General features: G+C 68.5%; 27 protein-coding genes. 9 read left to right on the top strand and 18 right to left on the bottom strand.

Annotated elements, in window-relative coordinates; genetic code table 11:
* The first annotated feature begins 88 nt into the window (after positions 1-88).
* From nadC to AR323_RS01965, 3 genes are read left to right on the top strand one after another with little or no spacing between them, the layout of a single operon-like run.
* Positions 89-949: a carboxylating nicotinate-nucleotide diphosphorylase gene (nadC, locus tag AR323_RS01975; RefSeq protein WP_057882258.1), complete on the top strand. Its 861-nt coding sequence runs from the start codon at positions 89-91 to the stop codon at positions 947-949.
* Entirely contained in the window at positions 946-1,353 is a 408-nt protein-coding gene (locus AR323_RS01970) for a hypothetical protein (protein WP_057882257.1), read from the top strand. Before nadC ends, AR323_RS01970 begins: the two co-directional genes overlap by 4 nt.
* Positions 1,337-2,053: a ribonuclease T2 family protein gene (locus AR323_RS01965; protein WP_057882256.1), complete on the top strand. Its 717-nt coding sequence runs from the start codon at positions 1,337-1,339 to the stop codon at positions 2,051-2,053. Before AR323_RS01970 ends, AR323_RS01965 begins: the two co-directional genes overlap by 17 nt.
* On the opposite strand, the gene AR323_RS01960 is transcribed toward AR323_RS01965, so the two are convergent.
* Complete coding sequence (locus AR323_RS01960; protein WP_057882255.1) at positions 2,050-2,517, bottom strand: nucleoside deaminase; 468 nt, start codon at positions 2,515-2,517, stop codon at positions 2,050-2,052. The genes AR323_RS01965 and AR323_RS01960 overlap by 4 nt on opposite strands.
* 98 nt (positions 2,518-2,615) lie before the next feature.
* Here AR323_RS01960 and rpmB point away from each other — a divergent pair, with 98 nt between their 5' ends.
* Positions 2,616-2,903 (top strand): 50S ribosomal protein L28, encoded by a 288-nt coding sequence (gene rpmB / locus AR323_RS01955; RefSeq protein ID WP_057882254.1) that lies wholly within the window; start codon positions 2,616-2,618, stop codon positions 2,901-2,903.
* Positions 2,904-2,971: 68 nt separating this feature from the next.
* On the opposite strand, the gene AR323_RS01950 is transcribed toward rpmB, so the two are convergent.
* Genes AR323_RS01950 through xseA form a run of 4 tightly spaced genes read right to left on the bottom strand, consistent with a single transcriptional unit; the run spans position 2,972 to position 6,457 of the window.
* Complete coding sequence (locus AR323_RS01950) at positions 2,972-3,934, bottom strand: esterase-like activity of phytase family protein (RefSeq protein ID WP_152980281.1); 963 nt, start codon at positions 3,932-3,934, stop codon at positions 2,972-2,974.
* Positions 3,931-4,824 carry a M23 family metallopeptidase gene (locus AR323_RS01945; RefSeq protein WP_057882252.1) on the bottom strand — a complete coding sequence of 298 codons (894 nt, stop codon included), beginning with the start codon at positions 4,822-4,824 and terminating at the stop codon, positions 3,931-3,933. The genes AR323_RS01950 and AR323_RS01945 overlap by 4 nt, the downstream gene beginning before the upstream one ends.
* Positions 4,821-5,021: a DUF2093 domain-containing protein gene (locus tag AR323_RS01940; protein WP_057882251.1), complete on the bottom strand. Its 201-nt coding sequence runs from the start codon at positions 5,019-5,021 to the stop codon at positions 4,821-4,823. Before AR323_RS01940 ends, AR323_RS01945 begins: the two co-directional genes overlap by 4 nt.
* Before the next feature lie 23 nt (positions 5,022-5,044).
* Positions 5,045-6,457, bottom strand: coding sequence for an exodeoxyribonuclease VII large subunit (gene xseA, locus AR323_RS01935; protein WP_057882250.1), 1,413 nt, complete (start codon positions 6,455-6,457; stop codon positions 5,045-5,047).
* Between xseA and purD the strand changes: the two genes are divergently transcribed.
* Genes purD through AR323_RS01920 form a run of 3 tightly spaced genes read left to right on the top strand, consistent with a single transcriptional unit; the run spans position 6,456 to position 9,333 of the window.
* Positions 6,456-7,760, top strand: coding sequence for a phosphoribosylamine--glycine ligase (purD, locus tag AR323_RS01930; RefSeq protein ID WP_057882249.1), 1,305 nt, complete (start codon positions 6,456-6,458; stop codon positions 7,758-7,760). The genes xseA and purD overlap by 2 nt on opposite strands.
* The gene (locus tag AR323_RS01925) at positions 7,757-8,449 is read left to right on the top strand and encodes a hypothetical protein (protein WP_057882248.1); all 693 of its coding nucleotides are present in this window, start codon (positions 7,757-7,759) and stop codon (positions 8,447-8,449) included. Before purD ends, AR323_RS01925 begins: the two co-directional genes overlap by 4 nt.
* A 59-nt stretch (positions 8,450-8,508) precedes the next feature.
* Positions 8,509-9,333, top strand: a complete 825-nt coding sequence (locus AR323_RS01920) for a hypothetical protein (protein ID WP_057882247.1) — start codon at positions 8,509-8,511, stop codon at positions 9,331-9,333.
* Here the strand turns inward: AR323_RS01920 and AR323_RS01915 are convergent.
* The gene (locus AR323_RS01915; RefSeq protein WP_057882246.1) at positions 9,330-10,325 is read right to left on the bottom strand and encodes an adenosine kinase; all 996 of its coding nucleotides are present in this window, start codon (positions 10,323-10,325) and stop codon (positions 9,330-9,332) included. The genes AR323_RS01920 and AR323_RS01915 overlap by 4 nt on opposite strands.
* Positions 10,326-10,402: 77 nt before the next feature.
* Here AR323_RS01915 and AR323_RS01910 point away from each other — a divergent pair, with 77 nt between their 5' ends.
* Positions 10,403-11,083: an EI24 domain-containing protein gene (locus AR323_RS01910; RefSeq protein ID WP_057882245.1), complete on the top strand. Its 681-nt coding sequence runs from the start codon at positions 10,403-10,405 to the stop codon at positions 11,081-11,083.
* Positions 11,080-11,508 (top strand): hypothetical protein, encoded by a 429-nt coding sequence (locus AR323_RS01905; protein ID WP_057882244.1) that lies wholly within the window; start codon positions 11,080-11,082, stop codon positions 11,506-11,508. Before AR323_RS01910 ends, AR323_RS01905 begins: the two co-directional genes overlap by 4 nt.
* Here the strand turns inward: AR323_RS01905 and AR323_RS01900 are convergent, their stop codons facing one another.
* Genes AR323_RS01900 through AR323_RS01850 form a run of 12 tightly spaced genes read right to left on the bottom strand, consistent with a single transcriptional unit; the run spans position 11,509 to position 18,703 of the window.
* Positions 11,509-11,817: a hypothetical protein gene (locus tag AR323_RS01900; RefSeq protein ID WP_057882243.1), complete on the bottom strand. Its 309-nt coding sequence runs from the start codon at positions 11,815-11,817 to the stop codon at positions 11,509-11,511.
* Positions 11,818-11,825: 8 nt separating this feature from the next.
* On the bottom strand, positions 11,826-12,182 hold the full coding sequence (locus AR323_RS01895; RefSeq protein ID WP_057882242.1) for a HesB/IscA family protein: 357 nt from the start codon (positions 12,180-12,182) through the stop codon (positions 11,826-11,828).
* On the bottom strand, positions 12,179-12,667 hold the full coding sequence (locus AR323_RS01890; RefSeq protein WP_057882241.1) for an SUF system Fe-S cluster assembly protein: 489 nt from the start codon (positions 12,665-12,667) through the stop codon (positions 12,179-12,181). Before AR323_RS01890 ends, AR323_RS01895 begins: the two co-directional genes overlap by 4 nt.
* Complete coding sequence (locus tag AR323_RS01885) at positions 12,664-13,815, bottom strand: aminotransferase class V-fold PLP-dependent enzyme (protein ID WP_057882240.1); 1,152 nt, start codon at positions 13,813-13,815, stop codon at positions 12,664-12,666. The genes AR323_RS01890 and AR323_RS01885 overlap by 4 nt, the downstream gene beginning before the upstream one ends.
* 44 nt (positions 13,816-13,859) lie before the next feature.
* A complete protein-coding gene (locus AR323_RS01880) occupies positions 13,860-14,600 on the bottom strand; it encodes a SufD family Fe-S cluster assembly protein (protein ID WP_057882239.1) in 741 nt (246 codons plus the stop codon).
* Positions 14,600-14,992 carry a hypothetical protein gene (locus AR323_RS01875; protein ID WP_057882238.1) on the bottom strand — a complete coding sequence of 131 codons (393 nt, stop codon included), beginning with the start codon at positions 14,990-14,992 and terminating at the stop codon, positions 14,600-14,602. The genes AR323_RS01880 and AR323_RS01875 overlap by 1 nt, the downstream gene beginning before the upstream one ends.
* Entirely contained in the window at positions 14,989-15,744 is a 756-nt protein-coding gene (gene sufC, locus AR323_RS01870; protein ID WP_057882237.1) for a Fe-S cluster assembly ATPase SufC, read from the bottom strand. The genes AR323_RS01875 and sufC overlap by 4 nt, the downstream gene beginning before the upstream one ends.
* Positions 15,745-15,746: 2 nt before the next feature.
* On the bottom strand, positions 15,747-16,082 hold the full coding sequence (locus tag AR323_RS01865; protein WP_057882236.1) for a hypothetical protein: 336 nt from the start codon (positions 16,080-16,082) through the stop codon (positions 15,747-15,749).
* The gene (locus tag AR323_RS01860) at positions 16,079-16,612 is read right to left on the bottom strand and encodes an endonuclease domain-containing protein (protein WP_057882235.1); all 534 of its coding nucleotides are present in this window, start codon (positions 16,610-16,612) and stop codon (positions 16,079-16,081) included. The genes AR323_RS01865 and AR323_RS01860 overlap by 4 nt, the downstream gene beginning before the upstream one ends.
* The gene (locus AR323_RS14605; RefSeq protein ID WP_152980280.1) at positions 16,609-16,812 is read right to left on the bottom strand and encodes a hypothetical protein; all 204 of its coding nucleotides are present in this window, start codon (positions 16,810-16,812) and stop codon (positions 16,609-16,611) included. The genes AR323_RS01860 and AR323_RS14605 overlap by 4 nt, the downstream gene beginning before the upstream one ends.
* Positions 16,809-18,287, bottom strand: a complete 1,479-nt coding sequence (gene sufB / locus AR323_RS01855; protein ID WP_057882234.1) for a Fe-S cluster assembly protein SufB — start codon at positions 18,285-18,287, stop codon at positions 16,809-16,811. Before sufB ends, AR323_RS14605 begins: the two co-directional genes overlap by 4 nt.
* Positions 18,284-18,703: an RrF2 family transcriptional regulator gene (locus AR323_RS01850; protein ID WP_057882233.1), complete on the bottom strand. Its 420-nt coding sequence runs from the start codon at positions 18,701-18,703 to the stop codon at positions 18,284-18,286. Before AR323_RS01850 ends, sufB begins: the two co-directional genes overlap by 4 nt.
* Positions 18,704-18,725: the final 22 nt, after the last annotated feature.

The following is an 18,725-nucleotide window of genomic DNA, read 5'->3' as shown; positions in this document are numbered from 1 at the left end:
CCGGCTGATCCCTCCGCTTTGCTGTGGGGCCGGTCCGGACGGGCGTTCGCCCTTGCCGGGCCTCCGCCGGCCCGGTTAGGGAGGTGCGATGAGATTTTCACTCCCTGGCTTCGACCTTGATCGCTTCGTTCGCGAGACGCTGGCGGAGGATCTCGGGGATGGGCTTCCCGGTGGCGGGCGCGATGTCACCAGCGAGAGCGTGATTCCTGCGGGGGCGCGGTTTGCGGGGCTGATGGACAGCCGGGACGCTATCGTCGTCGCAGGGCTACCGGTCGCCGAAGCGTTCTTTCGCGCGCTCGATCCGACCATCGAGATCGAACTACTGGCCGTCGAGGGCGAAGGGGTTGCGGCAGGCACCGACCTGATGCGACTCAGAGGCAACGCCCGCGCGATGCTGACCGCCGAGAGGAGCGCGCTCAACACCGTCCAGCACCTGTCGGGCATCGCGACGATGACCCGTGAATATGTTCGGGCGATGGACAACCCATCATGCACGCTGCTCGACACCCGCAAGACCATTCCCGGGCTGCGCGTGCTCGAAAAATACGCCACGCGAATGGGCGGTGCGGCCAATCACCGCATGGGCCTGTGGGACGCCGCGATGATCAAGGACAACCACGTTCTCGTTGCGGGCAGCGTAGGCGAGGCTGTCCGCCGCGCCGTGGACGCCGGCGTGCGCGAAATCATCTGCGAGGTCGACCGGGTCGACCAGATCGAACCCGCATTGGTCGCCGGGGCCACCCGCCTTCTGCTCGACAACATGGATCCCGGCACTCTGCGCGAGGCAGTCGGGATCGTGCAGGGTCGCGTTCCCACCGAGGCGAGCGGCGGAATCAACCTCGACACGATCAAGGCCAAGGCGGCAACCGGGGTGAACTTCGTATCGGTTGGCCGCCTGACCCAGAGCGCGCCTGCAGCCGACATCGGCCTCGACTTCACGCCGTTGTGATCCGCCCCCGGTACCGTCCTGCTGCGATCGGCTGGTTCGCGGTCCTGTTCATGGTCGCGGCTGCCATCACCTTCGCCGACAGCCTTTCGCGCATCCCGGACCTCTCCGCCGATGCGGCCGACATGCCCATCGTGCTTGCGTCGGCCCGCCTGACGATCGCACTGATCCCGATAGCTCTGGTCTGGTTCATGGCAAACCCTGTCGCCCGCTGGATGGTCGCCGGATTGGCGCTGGTCCGCCTCGCCTCCGCACCGTGGTCGATGCAATCGGGCGATGCGGCACCGGCATGGCCGGAACTGGCCGCGCTCGCGTGCGCGCTGATCGCAGTGGGTCTACTGTTTACGCGGAGAGCAAGCCACTGGTTCGCGACGAGAGGTCAGCAGTCCGATGACGCGCTTTCCTGATCGGCTGGCGATCCTCGCCGCCGCGACGATCGCGGCGATTCCCTCTCCCGCACTGGCCCAAGCCTACCAGTGCCGCATCCCGCAGCAGCTGTTCGTGCCGCGAGTCAGCCCCGATGGACCGACGCGCCGTGTGCCGGTCACCGGCTACACGCTGGCGCTGAGCTGGGCGCCGGAGTTCTGCAAGGGCCGCGAAGGGCGCCGTGCCGATACCGTTCAGTGTTCCGGCCGCAACGGCCGGTTCGGGCTGGTCGTGCACGGCCTGTGGCCCGACGGGCGCAGCACCTGGCCGCAGTGGTGCCCGACCCCGCGAAAATTGTCTCCGCACGAGGTTCGCCGCAACGTCTGCATGATGCCCTCGGCGCTGCTGCAGACCCGGCAATGGGCCAAGCACGGCAGTTGCATGGTCCGCCGCCCCGAAACCTACTTCGCGGTCACCAGGACCCTATGGGAAAGCCTGCGCCTGCCCGATCTCGACCGGCTGTCGAAGGAGCCCGGCCTGACCGCCGGGATGCTCCGCGACCGCTGGACGATCGCGAACCCTGCTTGGCCGCGCTCGGCGGTAGGAATAAAACTGAACGAGCGCGGCTGGCTCCAAGAACTGCGCCTCTGCTATCGCAAGGACTTCATGCCGACCGCCTGCGACCGCGGCAGAGCCGGCGCGAAGGACAACGCCCCGCTCAAGATCTGGCGCGGGCTTTAGCGCCGCTCCTGGAAGAACGCGCGAAGCAAGTCCGCAGCCTCGACTTCGCCGATACCGCCTACGACTTCGGGCTTGTGCAGGCATTGGGGGTGGTCGAACACCCGCGCGCCGTGAATCACCGCGCCGCCCTTCGGATCGGACGCGGCGTAGGTCAGGCGGGCGATACGGCCGTGCGCGATGGCCCCGGCGCACATCGCGCATGGTTCGAGCGTGACGAACAGGTCGCACCCCGTCAGCCGCTCGTCTCCCAATGCCTTGGCGGCGGCGCGAATCGCGAGAATCTCGGCATGCGCGGTGGGGTCGTGATCGGCGCGGGGGGCGTTGCGGCCTTCCCCGACGATGACGCCGTCCTTGACGACAACCGCGCCGATCGGCACTTCGCCTGCCGCCGCAGCCTCCCTGGCTAGGGCGAGCGCGCGCTTCATCGGTTCGGGCAACGGCCACCGGATGCTTGGGCGTTTCATGCGTCCCGCCCTACTCGGCGGGTTGACGATTCGCCACCTCGGGGCTAAGCGCGCGCCTTTCCCGGCACTGCCGTAACAGTTTACCGAAGAGATCAGTCATGTCCCGCATCTGCGAACTCACCGGCAAGGGCCGTCAGGTCGGCCACAATGTGAGCCACGCCAACAACAAGACCAAGAAGGTCTTCCTGCCCAACCTGCAGCACGTGACGCTGATGAGCGAGAAGCTGGACCGCAGCTTCAAGTTCCGCGTCAGCACGCACGGCCTGCGCTCGGTCGAGCACAACGGCGGGCTCGATGCATGGTTGCTCAAGACCAGCGACGAAAAGCTCTCGGCGACCGCGCTCAAGGTGAAGCGCGAGCTGAAGAAGGCCGCCGCGGCCGCCTGATTCGCTGAGAACATGGCAAGGGGTGCGCGGGACTTGGTCCGCGCGCCCTTTTGCATGTCTGGTTCAGGTCAGGGCCGCCAGAGCAGCTTCATCAGCAAGGTTCGCTGGATCGCCATCCGGTTGTCGTCCGAGATCAACCAGAGGGTAAGCGACCCGTCCTCACCGCTCTCAACCGCCAACCCCTCGTAATTGTCGACCGGCAGCGGCGGCGTGAGCGTGGCGAGAGTCTCCGCCCGCCACACTCCGCCTTCACGAATCTCTCGGGGATCTGCAATCGCGAGCCGGGCGGTGAAGCCGGGCGGAAGGCGCCATTCCACCCGGCGCAGCAGGACCATGACGCGGCCATCGGGCAAGAGCGCCATGTCGACCGGGCGATAGCCGTCCGTCGCGGCAAACGCGAACGGCACCGCAGCAGCGCCCTCGACCGGATCACCATCGAATAGCAATCCCCGATGATGCGTCTCCTCGCCCGCCTCGCTGGCCGATTCGGCGAGGACGACGAACCTGCCATCCGCGAGGCGCGCCATCGCCTCCGCCCCGCCGTTGAAGGGCCAGCGGCGCATGGCGGGCGGATAATAGGGGGTCGCCGTGCCATCCGTCGTCCGCCGGACGATCGCGTTGCGATATTCGTAGGCTGCCCAGACGGTGCCGCCTTCGGGATCGCGCGCCAGTGCCTCTAGGTCGACCAGCCTTCGTTTGCGTTGCTGCAAGAAAGGAGCGAAGCGCGGGATGATCGCTGGACGATCCGGAGGCGCGAAGCCCAGAGTCCACCCTCTGTCGCTGCCCGCCAGTAACGAGCCATCATCCTCGACGACCAACCCCGAGTAACTGCCGAACCAGAAGTGCGGGCTGGTGATGCGCCACGCGCCCCCGACGGTGAACGGACCGAGCGCCGAGTCGGGCACCGCGATCCGCTCGAAGCGCAGGACCGCATCGTCGTGTGCGAGGTTGGGTCGCTCACCGAGCCATGTCGTGGGAGCCAGCGTCGCTGCCATCAGCAGCGCCGCCGCGAAACGAAGACGTCGGGTCACATTGGCGGAAGGAACAGCAGGGGGTCGAGCCGCGCACCCTGCCACTCGAGCGACCAGTGCAGGTGCGGACCGGTGGTCCGGCCGGAAGCGCCGACATAGCCTATAGTCTGGCCCTGCCGGACGCGCTCGCCCTCCGTGACGGCAAGGCGCGAGGAATGGAGAAACGCACTGTTGAGCCCGCCGCCATGGTCGATGATCAAAAGGTAGCCCTCGAGCGAGAACGGCTCCTCGGTCGCCAGCACGACCACCCCGTCGGCGGGCGCAACATAGGGCGCTCCTGCGCCGGGCGCGATGTCGAGGCCAGAGTGGTAAGCGCCCGGTTCGCCGCGATAGATCCGCTGCGCGCCGAAGCGACCCGAAATGCGGCCTTTAACTGGCCACTGGAACGATTGCCGCCAGCCCGCCACGTCGCTGTCGATCGCGCGCGCGGCGGCGATGCGGGCGAGTTCGGAGCGACGACGGGCGAGGAACGCCTCTGTAGTGCCGCCGGGCCTGCGGGCTGCGTTAATTCGCTCGATCTGCCATGCGCGCGGGGCGACCGCCAGTTCGCGCCGGATTTCACGCCCGTCGGCCAGCCGCGCGACAAGAGTCGCGACCAGCCCGGCATCGCGGTCGAACGCCGCAAGGAACCGTCCATCGGGCGCAATGGCGAGCGGCTGCTCATCGAGAGTGGCGCTGCGCGTCCCGCCGGGCACCTGCCCGCGAATGAACCCGCCCTGCGTCAATTGCCCGTCGACCACGAACGTAGCGGGGCCGGTCGGCGTGGGAGTGGGTGCCGGTCGGGGAGCAACGGCGGGCTGGGACGGGGCGCTCTGAGCCCGAGGTACCACGTCGCCGGCCGAACACGCGGCGAGCAGGATCGATAGTGTCGCGACCGTGAAACGCCTCACCCGCCGAGCAGCCTCCGCGTCGCCAACTCGGCGCTGGCAAAAGGCTCCTGCCGCTCGACGCACCAGTAGCGCAGTTCCTCGAGCAGGATCGTTTCACCGCTCGCGGCGCAAATCACGTGATCGCCCGGCCGCATCACGCGAAAACCATTGGGACCGTACATGAGCTGTGCGACTTGCTTACCCGATTTCATCAGCATGGCGCCGCCCTATCACCGTTGGCTCAACCGAACAAATCGTCCTGCCGCATGATCGGCGAAGCGCGCTTTGGCGCTGTCGGGCGCGGCTTGACTTGGCCCGCACCATCGGTCGGCGAGACGTCGAGCGGCCCGTCCCGGAACCTCAGCGAAAGGACCGCTTCCTTTCTTGCCGCCGCGACATCGGTCAGCGTGCGCCCGTCGGCCCCAGTGACCCGCACGTAGCCGCGCTGCAGCACCGCATCCGGATCGAGCGACGCCATCAGCCGCACGGTGGCGGCGAGCCGGTCCTGCCCCCGCTCCAGCCGGTGCATGAGCAACGCGGGCGAGAGCCGCGCCCGGTCGCGGGCCAGCGCCTCGCGGGCCTGGCCGGCGCGATCGCGCAGCCCTTGTCGCAGCCGCCCTGCGAGATCGTCGAGCTTCTGTGCCTGCGGGGCGAGCAGCGCCTCTATCCGTGGCAGGCGCTTCACGCGCGCCTCGAGCCGCTCGCGCCCCAGTTCCACCGGACGGAGCGCACAGCGCTGTTTGCGCAGGGCGAAATCGGCCAGCGTCGCGGCCAGCTCGCGCCGCACGGGGACGGCCATTTCGGCGGCGGCGGTCGGGGTAGGCGCCCGGCGGTCGGCGGCGAAATCGGCCAGCGTCGTGTCGGTCTCGTGACCCACCGCGCTTATCGTAGGGATCGAGCACCCGGCGATCGCCCGAACGACGATTTCCTCGTTGAAGCTCCACAGGTCTTCGATCGAGCCGCCACCGCGCGCGACGATCAGCAGGTCGGGCCTCAGGGCGTGGCCCTCGGGCAGGTCGGAAAAGCCGCGCACGGCGGCGGCGACCTGCTCGGCTGCGCCCTGTCCCTGGACCAGCACTGGCCAGACCACGACCCTGCTCGGAAAGCGGTCCGCCAGCCGATGCAGGATGTCGCGGATCACCGCGCCGGTCGGGCTTGTCACGACGCCGATGGTCGCGGGGATGAAGGGCAGGGGTCGCTTGCGCTCGGGCGCGAACAGTCCTTCCGCCGCCAGGCGCTGGCGCGTCTTCTCCAGCAGCGCGAGCAATGCGCCCTCGCCCGCCAGTTCGAGGCTGTCGATCACAATCTGGTATTTCGAGCGGCCGGGATAGGTCGTCAGCTTGCCCGAGGCCACGACCTCCAGCCCGTCTTCCGGAAGGAACGCGAGCCGTTCCGCGCTTCCCCGCCACATCACCCCGTCGATCAGCGCCTTTTCGTCCTTGAGACAGCAATAGAGATGCCCGCTGGCCGCCCGCTTGACGCCCGACAGTTCGCCGCGCAGCCGCACCATGCCGAACCGGTCCTCGACCGTGCGCTTGAGCAGGTTCGACAGTTCGGAAACGGTCAGCGGCTCGGCGTTGTCCCCGGGCCGACCCTTCGCTACCAGCCCGCCGGGACCTTCGGCACTTTCGTCGGAATAATCGGGAGCGGGCATGAACATCCTTTTGCTGGGCAGCGGCGGGCGCGAACATGCGCTGGCGTGGATACTCGCGCAATCCCGGCTGCTGTCGGGCGAAGGCGATACGCTTTACGCCGCGCCTGGCAACCCGGGGATCGCCCAGCACGCGGTGCTGACCGCGCTCGAAGCAACGGACCATGAAGCGGTGGTGCGGTTCTGCGAGGGCAAGCGCATCGGCCTTGTCGTCATCGGCCCCGAAGCCCCGCTGGTGGACGGTCTGGCGGACACGCTGCGCGGCCACGGCTTCAACGTGTTCGGGCCGTCGCAGGCGGCGGCGCAACTCGAAGGAAGCAAGGGCTTCACCAAGGACCTGTGTCAGCGCGCCGGCATCCCGACCGCCGGGTATGTCCGCACGACCTCGCTGAAGGCCGCGACCGCCGCGCTCGAGAATTTCACCCCGCCCTATGTCCTCAAGGCCGACGGACTGGCCGCGGGAAAAGGCGTCGTGATCGCCGAATCGCGCGAGGAGGCCGAGGCGGCGCTGACCGAAATGTTCGGCGGACAGTTCGGCGACGCGGGGGCCGAGGTCGTGATCGAGGAATTCATGGAGGGCGAGGAAGTGAGCTTCTTCGCGCTGACGGACGGGGCCAGCGTGCTGTCGTTCGGCAGCGCCCAAGACCACAAGCGCGTAGGCGAGGGCGACACCGGCCCCAACACGGGCGGCATGGGCGCCTACAGCCCCGCGCGAGTGCTGACCCCGCTGCTGCGCGGCGAGGTAATCGAGCGGATCGTCGCGCCGACCGTCCGCGCGCTCGCCGACGAGGGCACGCCCTATTCCGGCGTCCTGTTCGCGGGCCTGATGCTGACGTCCGAAGGGCCCAAGCTGATCGAGTACAACTGCCGGTTCGGCGATCCCGAATGTCAGGTGCTGATGATGCGGCTCGAGGACGACCTCGGCGAAATCCTGCTCGCGTGCGCCGAGAACCGGCTAAGCCGGGTGTCGCCGGTCAGGATGAGCAAGGACGTGGCCCTGACCGTGGTCATGGCGGCAAACGGCTATCCCGGCACGCCGGACAAGGGCGGCAGGATCGATCTTGGCCAGGCGGAAGCTCAAGGTGCGAAGGTATTCCACGCCGGCACCGCGCTGGCGGCCGGCGATTTGGTCGCGAGCGGGGGCCGAGTTCTGAACGTCACCGCGACGGGTCCGTCGGTGGGCGAGGCTGCCGCCAGGGCCTATGCCGCGGTCGACGCGATCGACGCTCCAAGCCTGTTCTGCCGCCGGGATATCGGATGGCGCGAAGTCGGGCGCGAAGCAGTCCGCGACGGCGAGGCCGGTTGAAGCGCGCCCTCCCCTTGCTCGTAATCGCGCTCGCGGCATGCGGCCCCGAGCGCGGCGCAGGCGTCTATCCCGAAAGCCAGGCCGAGCGCGATGCCGCGCGCGAGGCGGCCTTCGCCAAGGGCGAGGCACTGGGCCTCGATGGCCTGCGAGCGAAGCTGGTCGAGCTGGGAGTCGAACCGGCCGAGATCGCCACCGTCCCCGACCCCGATTATGCCATCGACCGCCTGGTGATGAATATCAGCGTCGATCGCCTTGATGAATTCGACACCAACGTGCTGGCAGGTCTCGTTGTCGACAGCAATTTCCGTCTTACCTTCGCGGACCCTGCAATCGAGCGCGCGGTCGATGTGGGCGAGGAGCTCTATCGCCGCGAAATGGCGGCCGAAATCGCGATCCTGAAGCGGCATGGGGATTGGGACCGAGTCCCTCGGCAAAACGAAGGCGAGGCAATGGCCGAGTTCGCTCGCAGGCTGGAACACTGGTGCGATTTCGAACCCGGCGCGGCCCTGCGGGTGATCGACGGGCGTTGGCTGGAATATACGCGCGGTCCGGTCGACGCGGCGGTCGGCGAAGCGAAGCCCGGCCCGGATACCGCGCGGTTCCTGTGCCTGCGCCGCGCGGTCTATGCCACCCAGCTGCGCCGTCACTTCATCGGCTATCGCGGCGAGGCGCCACCGCCGAAATATTGAAAACCGGGGACGACGTGATACCATGACGCCGGTCGCGGGACTCTGGGGGGAGACCGCAAGTGCCCTACCGTCACGGACATTTCTACGTCGGCTTCGTCCTGCTGGTCATCCTGGCCGGTTTCTGGGCGAGCTATTTCGCGCCGATCGGCACGGTACCGTTCGCGTTCCACGTCCATGCGATCACCGCGATGACGTGGCTGCTGCTGCTCATCGCGCAGAGCGTGGCGATCCACCGGCGGATGAACGCCCTGCACCGCCAGGTCGGCTGGGCGAGCTTCGCGCTGTTCCCGCTCTTGATCGTCGGCCTGACGATGATCATCAATTTCTCGGCCGACCGCCTCGCCGCGAACGAAGGCGAATTCATCGCCTTTGCCGGCCCGTCGTTCGCGATCGGGATGGCCATCGCCATCGCCGCCTACCTGACGCTGTTCTATCTGGCGCTGAAGCACCGGCGGAACGTGAAGCTGCACGCAGGCTACATGCTGGCGACGCCGCTGATCCTGTTCGAATCGCCGTTCAGCCGGGTGATCGATGCCTACCTGCCGTGGCTCAACGTGATCGGCAGCGAGGGGCCGCAGGCGCTGTTCGACACGATCGTGGTCGGCGACACGATCGCCACGGCCTTCGCGCTCGCGCTGTATTTCCGCGACCGCAAGCACGGTGCGCCGTGGCTGGTCGCCTCCGCCTTCATGATGCTCCAGGCGGTGGTCATGTGGGTGACGCCCGGCAACGTCCCACTCGGCAACCTGTTCAGGGCCTATGCCGCGATCCCCGACGCGGTGACGCTGTCGCTCGCCGCGCTGGCGGGGCTGGCGGTGTGCTGGTTCGGCTGGAAGGCGGCGCCGGCCCGGACGACCGGTGCGCGCGCCGCGGTTCCGGCCTAGCCGAGCCGTTCGGCCATCAGCGCCTTGAGGTCGGCTTCGGGCCGCGCGCCGTAGTGGCTGATGATCTCGGCGGCGCAGATCGCCCCGCGCTTGAGACAGGTTTCCAGCGGCTCGCCGTTGACGTGGCCGAAAAGGAAGCCCGAGGCGAACAGGTCGCCCGCGCCGGTGGTATCGACCACGGTCGTCGCGACCGAAGGGACGGTCGCGCGTTCGCCGACCCTTACTGCGGTCGCGCCTTCGGCGCCGCAGGTCACGACTAGCGTCGGCACCTTGCCCGCCAGCGCGGCGATGCCCGCTTCCAGTTCGCTCTCGCCGGTCAGCGCGGCAAGCTCGGTATGGTTGGCGAACAGCACGTCGATCAGCCCTTCGGCTATCAGGCTACGGAAATCGTCGCCATGACGATCGATCACGAAGACTTCCGACAGGGTGAAGGCAACTTCGCGGCCGGCACCGCGCGCGGCGTCGATCGCACGGCGCATCGCGGCCCGGGGCTCTTCGGGATCCCACAGATAGCCTTCGAGATAGAGCACCTTGGCGGCCGCAATGGCGCTCTCGTCGAGCGCGGCGGCGGGGAGGTACTGGCTCGCGCCGAGGAAGGTGTTCATCGTGCGCTGCGCGTCGGGCGTGACGAAGATCAGACACTGCGCGGTCGGCGGCTCCGATTCGCTGCGCGCCGGCGTGTCGAAATCGATCCCGCCTGCGCGAATGTCGTGCGCGAACACGCGGCCGAACTGGTCGTCCGCGACCTGGCCGATGAAGGCGCAATCCGCGCCCAGAGCCGCGAGGCCCGCCAGCGTGTTGGCGGCCGATCCGCCGGAAATTTCCTTTGCCGGACCCATCGCGTCGTAGAGCCGCCGCGCGCCGTCGGCATCGACGAGCGTCATCCCGCCCTTGTTGAGCGACAGGCGCTCGATCGTGGCGTCGTCGCTGGCGGCCATGATGTCGACGATGGCGTTGCCGATGGCGATGACGTCGTAACGGGTCTGGGTCACTCGGTAGTCCTCTATGGGGAAAGCCCGGCGCGCCTAGCGGCTTGCGCGCGGCGCGCCAAGCGTTGAGAAGCACCGCGATGACCGGTGTCGCTTCCGCCTTCGCCCGCGCGTTCGGACAACTCGGCGATCGCCGCGTCCTGGGCGTGCTCGCCAAGAGCATAGGCGTGACGCTGGCGATCTTTGCCGTGCTGGCGGTGGCGTTCTGGCGCGGTGCGGCGCTGGGAATCGAGCGTTATGCGCATGGCTGGGGCGAAGTGGGCGGCCTTGCCGCGCTGCTCGTCGCGCTGATCGCCGGTTGGCTGGCGTTCCGCATCCTTGCGCTGGCGGTACTCCAGTTCTTCGCCGACGAAGTCGTCCGCGCGGTCGAGGCGCGATACTATCCCGCCGAAGCGGCGACCGCGCGGGACCTGCCCCTGGCGGAGGACGCGCGCAACGCGTTGGGCGGCATCTGGCGTGCGGTGCTCGTCAACGCACTGGCGCTGCCGGTCGCGCTGCTGTTGCTCGTGACCGGGGTCGGCACCGCGCTGCTGTTCTGGGCGGTCAACGCCTGGCTCCTGGGGCGCGAACTGACCGACATGGTGTGGCTGCGTCACCGGCCCGACCGGCGCGCCGCTTCGCCGCTCTCCGGATTGACACGGCTGGCGCTCGGCGGGATCGTCGCCGCGATGCTGCTGGTGCCGTTCGTGAACCTGCTCGCCCCGGTGCTGGGGGCCGCCGCGGCCACGCACCTCGTCCATTCCAGAAGGTCCCGTTCGTGAACAAGCTCGTCCTGCTCGCCCCCATCGTCGCTTCCGTATTCGTGACCGCCTGCGGGCCGGCGAGCCGGTCGCCGGTCGCCTCGACGCCCGCCCCGACACGGGTCGCAAGCGTTCCGCCCACGCGGCCGACCGCGCCCCCCGCAACCGGATTTCGCACCGCGCGGGTGATGACCATGCCCGGCCTCGAAGGCGTGATCGGCGCGGACACCGCGGGGCTGCAGCGCCAGTTCGGCGCGCCCAGGCTCGATGTGTGGGAAGGCGACGCGCGCAAGCTGCAGTTCTCGGGCGAGGCCTGCGTGCTCGACGTCTATCTCTATCCGCCCAGCCCTGGCGGCAATCCGACCGCGACCTATGTCGACGCGCGCCGGTCGAGCGACGGGCTGGACGTGGACCGCGCCGCCTGCGTCAGGGCATTGAAGAAGTAGTCAGTCGCCGAAGTCGAGCGGGGCTTCCGCTCCGCCCTGAAAGGGCAAGGGTCCGCGCGGCGGAACGGCGGGCACCGGCAGTCCGGCCTCGGGCGGCTTGCGATTGCGGGCGGGACCGGTGCGCCGAGCCTGCGCCTTGAGCAGTTCCATCCGGGTCCGGTGGCGTTCGCGAATGGCCGCTGCGGCCGCGCGCATCGCATCGCGCAGGGACTCGTCGAGGTGTGCGATCGAAACCGGTTCCGGGTTGTGCGGCGGCGCGCCTTTCGGGCGGCGCGGGGAAAACGGGATCAATGGATCGTGGCTCGGCATGGCGCCGATTATACCATGAAGCTTTCGCCGCAGCCACACGCGCCCTTGGCGTTGGGATTTGTGAACTGGAATCCGGCGGTGAAATCGTCCTCCACCCAGTCCATCGTGCTGCCGACGAGATAGAGCACGCTCGGCCCGTCGATGTAGAACGTGCCGCCCGGCGTGACGATCTTCTCGTCGAACTTCGCTTCCTCGGTCACGTAGTCGACCGAGTAGGCGAGGCCCGAACACCCGCGGCGCGGGGTCGACAGCTTGACCCCGATCGCACCCTGGGGCGCCTTGGCCATGAGCTCGGCCACCCGCGCCTCGGCGGCGGGGGTGAGGACGACGGCGGCGGGAAGCTGGCGGGTTTTCGCGTCGGTCATAGCATGCCCAATTCGAGTCTGGCCTCGTCGGTCATCTTGTCCGGCCCCCACGGCGGGTCCCAGACGAGATTGACCTCGGCATCGCGCACGCCCGGCACGCTGCCGACGCGCAATTCCACTTCGCCCGGCATCGATTCGGCGACCGGACAATGCGGTGTGGTGAGCGTCATCGTCACCACCGCGTCGCCGTCCGGCGTAACCTCGACCCCGTAGATGAGCCCTAGGTCGTAGATGTTCACCGGAATCTCGGGGTCGAAGATGTCCTTGAGCGCATCGACCACGGCTTCGTAGAGGTCGCCGCCCGGCTCGCCCGCATGGACCGCCGGCGGCTTCTGCGACAGGAACCCTTCGAGGTAGTCCCGCTTGCGCTCCAGCTTTTCGGCCGGGGTCTCGGCATCGTCGACCGATGCCAAATCGACAGACGCTCTGGGCGGCTTGGCCACTGCCTCGACTTCCTCGACCTCGATCTTGCTCTGCTCGTTCATGCGAAAATCCTTCTGGCGCGCTCGATCCCACGGACCAGCGCATCGATATCGCTTTCGTCGCTGTAGAGCCCGAAGCTCGCCCGCGCGGTGGCGGGCACGCCGAGGTGCTCCATCAGCGGCTGCGCGCAGTGGTGCCCGGCGCGGATCGCGACGTTTTCCTCGTCCAGGATCGTGCCGAGATCGTGCGGGTGGACGCCCCCGAGCGCGAAGCTGACGATGCCCGCGCTGTCTTCCGGCCCGAACAGCGTGACGTCGTTCATCGGTCGCAGGGCGTCGCGCAGGCGCTGCACGAGCGCTGCCTCGTGCCGTTCGATCGCATCGATCCCGATGCCTGCGACATAGTCGCACGCCGCGGCGAAACCGATCGCCTCGACGATGGCGGGGGTCCCCGCCTCGAACCGCTGCGGCGGGGGGGCATAGGTCGTTTCCGCGAACGTCACCCGGTCGATCATCGAGCCGCCGCCCTGCCACGGCGGCATGGCCGCCAGCAGGTCCGCCCGGCCCCACAGCGCGCCGATCCCGGTCGGGCCGTATAGCTTGTGCGCGCTGAAGGCGTAGAAATCGCAGTCCAGCGCCGCCACGTCGACCGCCAGACGCGGGACGGCCTGGCACCCGTCGAGCAGCAGCTTCGCGCCGACCCGGTGCGCCAGGTCGGCCGCGCGGCGCGCGTCTAGCACCGAGCCGAGGACATTCGAGACGTGCGCGAAGGCGACCATCGTATGCTCGGGGGTCAGCATCGCCTCCGCCGCGTCGAGGTCGATGCGGCCGTCGGCGGTCAGCGGGCAGACGTCGACCTGCCAGCCGGCGAGTTGCCACGGCACGATGTTGGAATGATGCTCCAGCGTGCTCAGCAGCACGCGGCCCTTGTCGGGGTAACTGTATGCGACGAGGTTGATCGCCTCGGTCGCCCCGCGAGTGAAGACCAGTTCCTCCTCGCGCCCGCCGACGAAGCCCGCGACCCGCCGCCGCGCGGCTTCGTAGCCCAGCGTCATCTGCGCCGAGCGCGAATAGACCCCGCGGTGGACGGTCGCGTAGTCGCGCCCCAGCGCGTCGCTCATAGCGTCGATCAACGCCTGCGGCTTCTGCGCGGTGGCCGCGGTGTCGAGGTAGTGCCAGCCGCCGGCCAGCCCCGGGAAGTCGGACTTCAAGTCCCCCTCTCGTGCAGGGGAGCGAGCGCGGAGCACTGCCTCGCTCACGCCATGTCTCCCAGCGCGCCCAGTGCCGCGTCGAGCAGGGCGTCGGGTTCGCCGTGCGCGGCAAAGGCATCGGCAACGAAGGCGCGCACCAGCAGCGCGCGGGCCGCATCGGGCGCGATCCCGCGCGAGGCCATGTAGAAGCGCGCGGCTTCGTCCATCTGGCCGATCGCGGCGCCGTGGGCGCACTTCACGTCGTCGGCGAAGATCTCCAGCTCGGGCTTGGCGTTCGCGCTCGCGCCGCGTTCGAGCAGCAGGGCCTTGAAGCTTTGCGCCGCGTCGGTCTTCTGCGCGTCGCGCTCCACCGCCAGCCGGCCGAGGAAATTGCCCGTCGCCGTGCCCCAGTGGACGCTGCGCACGACCTGGTTGCTGGTCGCGTTCGGCTCGGCATGATTGACGCGGGTCACGATCTCGCGCGTGGCGCTGCCGCCGCCGATGGTCACGCCGCCCAGTTCGAAATGCGCGCCTTCGTGCAGCGTCACCTCGACTTCGAGCCGGGTGTATGCGGGCGCCGAGAGGACCGCGAACAATTCGGCCCGCGCGCCCGCGCCCACGTTCAGCCGGACCCTGTGCAGCCCCGGGTGGCCGGCATCGAGGATCAGGTCCTTCGCCCGCGTCTCGCCCGGCGCCAGCGTCGCTTCGTGCCACGCCCCGAGGTCGGCGGGCGCGAGCGCGGTCAGCGCCGCCGCGTCGGCATAGCGCCAGTCCTCGTCACGCGTGGTGGGAAGCGCGGCGAGCATCAGGCGCCGCCCCGCTTGAGTGCGAGCGTCGCGATGCCCTGGCCGCGGTGCTGCGAAAGGCACGGCTGCAGGGTCGCCAGCTTGGCGCGGATCTTCGTCTGTTTCTCGGCCTCCGTGCCCTTGCCGTCGGCGATGGCCTTCAGCTCGGGGTAGGCGGGCTTCACGCAGGTCAGCGTCGAGAAGCAGCCGATCTTGTCGATCTCCTCGTCGCCCGACGTCTTGACCGTTCGGCACGCCAGCTTGCCGTCCACCGCTGCCCACGAGCCGCGCCACTGGCGCAGCTTCTCGGTGATCTTGGGCACCTCGGCCGCGACCTTGGGGTCGACGTTCGCGGGCGCGCCGGCGGGGACCGCCTGGGCGAGGATCAGGATGAGCGGGGCCAGCCAGGTCATGCCGCCACCGTCCCGGCTACGCCTTCGTAGCCTTCGCGCTCCAGTTCGTGCGCCAGTTCGGGTCCGCCCGACTTCACGATCCGTCCCTTCGCGAGGATGTGGACCCGGTCGGGCCGGACGATGTCGAGCAGGCGCTGGTAGTGGGTGATCAGCAGCACGGCCTTGTCGGGCTTGCGCATGATCGCGTTGATGCCCGCGCCGACCACGCGCAGCGCATCGATGTCGAGCCCGCTGTCGGTTTCGTCCAGCACGGCCACGCGCGGATCGAGAATGCCCATGTGGACCATCTCGGCGCGCTTCTTCTCGCCGCCGGAAAAGCCGACGTTCACCTGCCGCTTGAGCATGTCCATGTCGAGTTGCAGCAGCCCGGCCTTTTCGCGCGCGAGCTTGAGGAAATCCGCGCCCGAGAGCGGCTCTTCCCCGCGCGACTTGCGCTGCGAGTTCAGCGCCTCGCGCAGGAACTGGACGTTCGACACGCCCGGAATCTCCACCGGATACTGGAAGCCGAGGAACAGCCCCGCCGCGGCCCGCTCGTGCGGATCGATCGCGAGCAGGTCCTGCCCGTCGAGCGTCACCGATCCGCCGGTCACTTCGTATCCCGGCCGCCCGCCCAGCGTGTAGGCCAGCGTGGACTTGCCCGCGCCGTTGGGCCCCATGATCGCGTGGACTTCGCCCGCGCCGATCTCGAGCGAAAGCCCGCGGAGAATTTCGGTCTCGCCGACCGTGGCATGGAGGTTGTCGATCTTCAGCATGGTCAGGCGGTCAATCCGGTAAAATTGGCGATCGCGCGGGCGATCTCGTCGTTGAGCGTGCGGGTCGCCGCGGCCTTTGCGGCCTCGGCTTCCTCGCCCCTCAGGTTGGCGGTGGCGGCGGCGACGCGCTGGTCGCGGACCCGCGCGATCTGCGCCCCGCAGAACGCGCGGACCTCGATCACCTTGCCGGCAAGGTCGCTCTGCCCGGCGGACGAGGCCCCGGCGAGCAGGCACCCGCGCAGCCGCGATTCGGCGAGGCTGTCGGTAAAGGCATCGCCAGCGAAAGCCGGCGCGAAGGCCAGCATGGCAAGCGCCGGGATAGCAGCCACGCGGATCATTCGCGGTCCTCCCGAGGGCGGCGGTTGGGCCGCTCGTAGTCCTGCCGCGGATTGGCGGCGGCGTGTTCGCGGGCGGCGGTCTTGCGGTCGGCGATGCGCATCCGCATCCCGGCGGTAATCCGGGCAAGGACGGCGTCCATGTCGGTCAGCACGTCCTCGGCCTTGATCCGCATCACCTTGATGCCGACCGCGTTCAGGCTCTTGTCGCGGCGCTTGGACAGCACCGGGTCGGCGCCCTCTTCGTCGAGCATGATCGCCATGCCGAGCGTCGGGCTGCCGAAATCGACGATCGCGCTGCCGATCACCGCGTGGCGGGTGAACTTCCACTTGCCGAGGTCCGCCTTGGCGAACTGCGCGGCGAGCGCCTTGTGCGCCGGGCTCGAATGCCGCCGCATCTCGCGCGCCATGTCGTGCAGCGCATCGAGCCGCTTGTCGGAGATTTCCCAGCCGCGGCCCTTCTTCTTGATCGCGGGCGCGGCGTCGGCAGTCTCGTCGGGCGAGCGGAGCTGGAGGGTCTTGCGGTCGGTCATCGTTTTGCTTCCGAAGAGCGGGTGTTCTTTCTGATGAGGCCGATCATCATCAGTCCACAACCTATGCCCACGACACCCCTAACCAGATCGCCCATCGGCTGCGCTTCCGGCAAAGCCCCAAAAAGAATGACGGCTCCCCCGAACGCGAAGATGGCCCAGAAGGCTGTCCAGAAAGTCGGATGCCGTGTAAAAAAGCTCACCCCACGCTCCCCTCGAGCGAGATCGCCAGCAGCTTCTGCGCCTCGACCGCGAATTCCATCGGGAGCTGCTTCATCACGTCCTTGGCGAAGCCGTTGACGATCAGCGCCACCGCTTCCTCCTGCCCCAGCCCGCGCTGCATCGCGTAGAACAGCTGGTCGTCGCTGATCTTGCTGGTGGTCGCCTCGTGCTCGATCTGCGCGGTCGGGTTCTTCACCTCGATGTAGGGCACGGTGTGCGCGCCGCTGAGGCTGCCGAGTAGGAGCGAATCGCACTGGGTGAAATTGCGCGCGTTCTCGGCATTCGGACCCATGCGGACGAGGCCGCGGTAGGTGTTGTTCGACTTGCCCGCGCTGATGCCCTTCGAGATGATCGTCGAGCGCGTATTGCGCCCGTTGTGGATCATCTTGGTGCCGGTGTCGGCCTGCTGGAAGTTGTTGGTCACGGCGACCGAGTAGAACTCGCCCACGCTGTCTTCGCCGTTGAGCACGCAGCTGGGATACTTCCACGTCACCGCGCTGCCGGTTTCGACCTGGGTCCAGCTGATCTTGCTGCGCGCACCCTGGCACAGCCCGCGCTTGGTGACGAAATTGTAGATCCCGCCGACGCCCTCGGCGTTGCCGGGGTACCAGTTCTGGACGGTCGAATACTTGATCTCGGCGTCTTCCATCGCGACCAGTTCGACCACCGCGGCGTGGAGCTGATTCTCGTCGCGCATCGGCGCGGTGCAGCCCTCGAGATAGCTTACGTAGGAGCCTTTCTCGGCGATGATCAGCGTCCGTTCGAACTGGCCGGTGTTCTCCGCATTGATGCGGAAATAGGTCGACAGCTCCATCGGGCAGCGCACGCCTTCGGGGATGTAGACGAACGTCCCGTCGGAGAAGACCGCGCTGTTGAGCGTCGCGAAATAGTTGTCGCGCTGCGGCACGACCTTGCCGAGCCACTTCTGCACCAGTTCGGGATATTCGCGGATCGCCTCGCTGATCGAGCGGAAGATCACGCCCGCCCGCTCCAGCTCCGCGCGGAACGTGGTCGCCACCGATACGCTGTCGAACACCGCGTCGACCGCGACCTTGCGCGCGCCCTCGACCCCGGCGAGCACTTTCTGCTCTTCGATCGGGATGCCGAGCTTTTCGTAGACGCGCAGGATTTCCGGGTCGACCTCGTCCAGGCTGCCCAGCTTGGGCTTCGCCTTGGGCGCGGCGTAGTAATAGGCGTCCTGGTAATCGATCGCGGGATAGCCGAGCTTGGCCCAGTCCGGCTCTTCCATCGTCAGCCACAGGCGGAACGCCTTCAGCCGCCAGTCGAGCATCCATGCGGGCTCGTTCTTCTTGGCCGAGATGAACCGCACCGTGTCTTCGGACAGGCCCTTGGGCGCGAATTCGGTGTCGATCTCGCTCGACCAGCCGTGCTCGTAATCGGCCGCGCGGGCGGCCGCCTCGCGCGCGGCGACGTCGGTGATCTGGTCGTCGCTCATGCGGGCACCTTGGGTTCGGCTTCCTGCGCCAGCCGGGTCAGCGGAATGGCGGCCAGCGCGCCGCGCAGCGTTTCGTTGACCAGCGGCCAATGCGGACGGACGCGGCAATCGTGGTGGGCCGCGCAGTCGTCGCCGTCGAGGCAGGTGGCCAGCGCGATGGGTCCCTCGACCGCCTCGACGATATCGGCCAGCGTGATCGCCGCCGCGGGTCGCGCGAGCTGCAGACCGCCGTGCGCGCCGCGTACCGAGCGCAAGAGACCCGCCGCAGTCAGCCGGCTGACGACCTTGGAAACCGTGGGTGCCGGAAGGCCGGTTTCGGCGGCAAGCCCACCCGCACTGATCCGTGCCCCGCCGCAGTGGCGGGCCGCGGCGCTCATCGTGACGACGGCGTAATCGGCGAGGTTCGAGAGGCGCATGGCGTCCTTGCTGGCCCTGGGC

This window comes from Tsuneonella troitsensis, assembly GCF_001441535.1.
Taxonomy (GTDB): Bacteria; Pseudomonadota; Alphaproteobacteria; order Sphingomonadales; family Sphingomonadaceae; genus Tsuneonella; species Tsuneonella troitsensis.
The sequence above is the reverse complement of the archived record's forward strand: the minus strand, read 5'-3'. Positions and strand labels throughout refer to the sequence as shown.

Coding starts and splice junctions, on each gene's coding strand:
- nadC (WP_057882258.1), top strand. CDS start 89: ATGAGATTTTCACTCCCTGGCTTCGACCTTGATCGCTTCGTTCGCGAG.
- AR323_RS01965 (WP_057882256.1), top strand. CDS start 1,337: ATGACGCGCTTTCCTGATCGGCTGGCGATCCTCGCCGCCGCGACGATC.
- AR323_RS01960 (WP_057882255.1), bottom strand. CDS start 2,517: ATGAAACGCCCAAGCATCCGGTGGCCGTTGCCCGAACCGATGAAGCGC.
- rpmB (WP_057882254.1), top strand. CDS start 2,616: ATGTCCCGCATCTGCGAACTCACCGGCAAGGGCCGTCAGGTCGGCCAC.
- AR323_RS01940 (WP_057882251.1), bottom strand. CDS start 5,021: ATGCTGATGAAATCGGGTAAGCAAGTCGCACAGCTCATGTACGGTCCC.
- purD (WP_057882249.1), top strand. CDS start 6,456: ATGAACATCCTTTTGCTGGGCAGCGGCGGGCGCGAACATGCGCTGGCG.
- xseA (WP_057882250.1), bottom strand. CDS start 6,457: ATGCCCGCTCCCGATTATTCCGACGAAAGTGCCGAAGGTCCCGGCGGG.
- AR323_RS01910 (WP_057882245.1), top strand. CDS start 10,403: ATGACCGGTGTCGCTTCCGCCTTCGCCCGCGCGTTCGGACAACTCGGC.
- AR323_RS01900 (WP_057882243.1), bottom strand. CDS start 11,817: ATGCCGAGCCACGATCCATTGATCCCGTTTTCCCCGCGCCGCCCGAAA.
- AR323_RS01895 (WP_057882242.1), bottom strand. CDS start 12,182: ATGACCGACGCGAAAACCCGCCAGCTTCCCGCCGCCGTCGTCCTCACC.
- AR323_RS01890 (WP_057882241.1), bottom strand. CDS start 12,667: ATGAACGAGCAGAGCAAGATCGAGGTCGAGGAAGTCGAGGCAGTGGCC.
- AR323_RS01880 (WP_057882239.1), bottom strand. CDS start 14,600: ATGCTCGCCGCGCTTCCCACCACGCGTGACGAGGACTGGCGCTATGCC.
- AR323_RS01875 (WP_057882238.1), bottom strand. CDS start 14,992: ATGACCTGGCTGGCCCCGCTCATCCTGATCCTCGCCCAGGCGGTCCCC.
- sufC (WP_057882237.1), bottom strand. CDS start 15,744: ATGCTGAAGATCGACAACCTCCATGCCACGGTCGGCGAGACCGAAATT.
- AR323_RS01865 (WP_057882236.1), bottom strand. CDS start 16,082: ATGATCCGCGTGGCTGCTATCCCGGCGCTTGCCATGCTGGCCTTCGCG.
- AR323_RS01860 (WP_057882235.1), bottom strand. CDS start 16,612: ATGACCGACCGCAAGACCCTCCAGCTCCGCTCGCCCGACGAGACTGCC.
- sufB (WP_057882234.1), bottom strand. CDS start 18,287: ATGAGCGACGACCAGATCACCGACGTCGCCGCGCGCGAGGCGGCCGCC.
- AR323_RS01850 (WP_057882233.1), bottom strand. CDS start 18,703: ATGCGCCTCTCGAACCTCGCCGATTACGCCGTCGTCACGATGAGCGCC.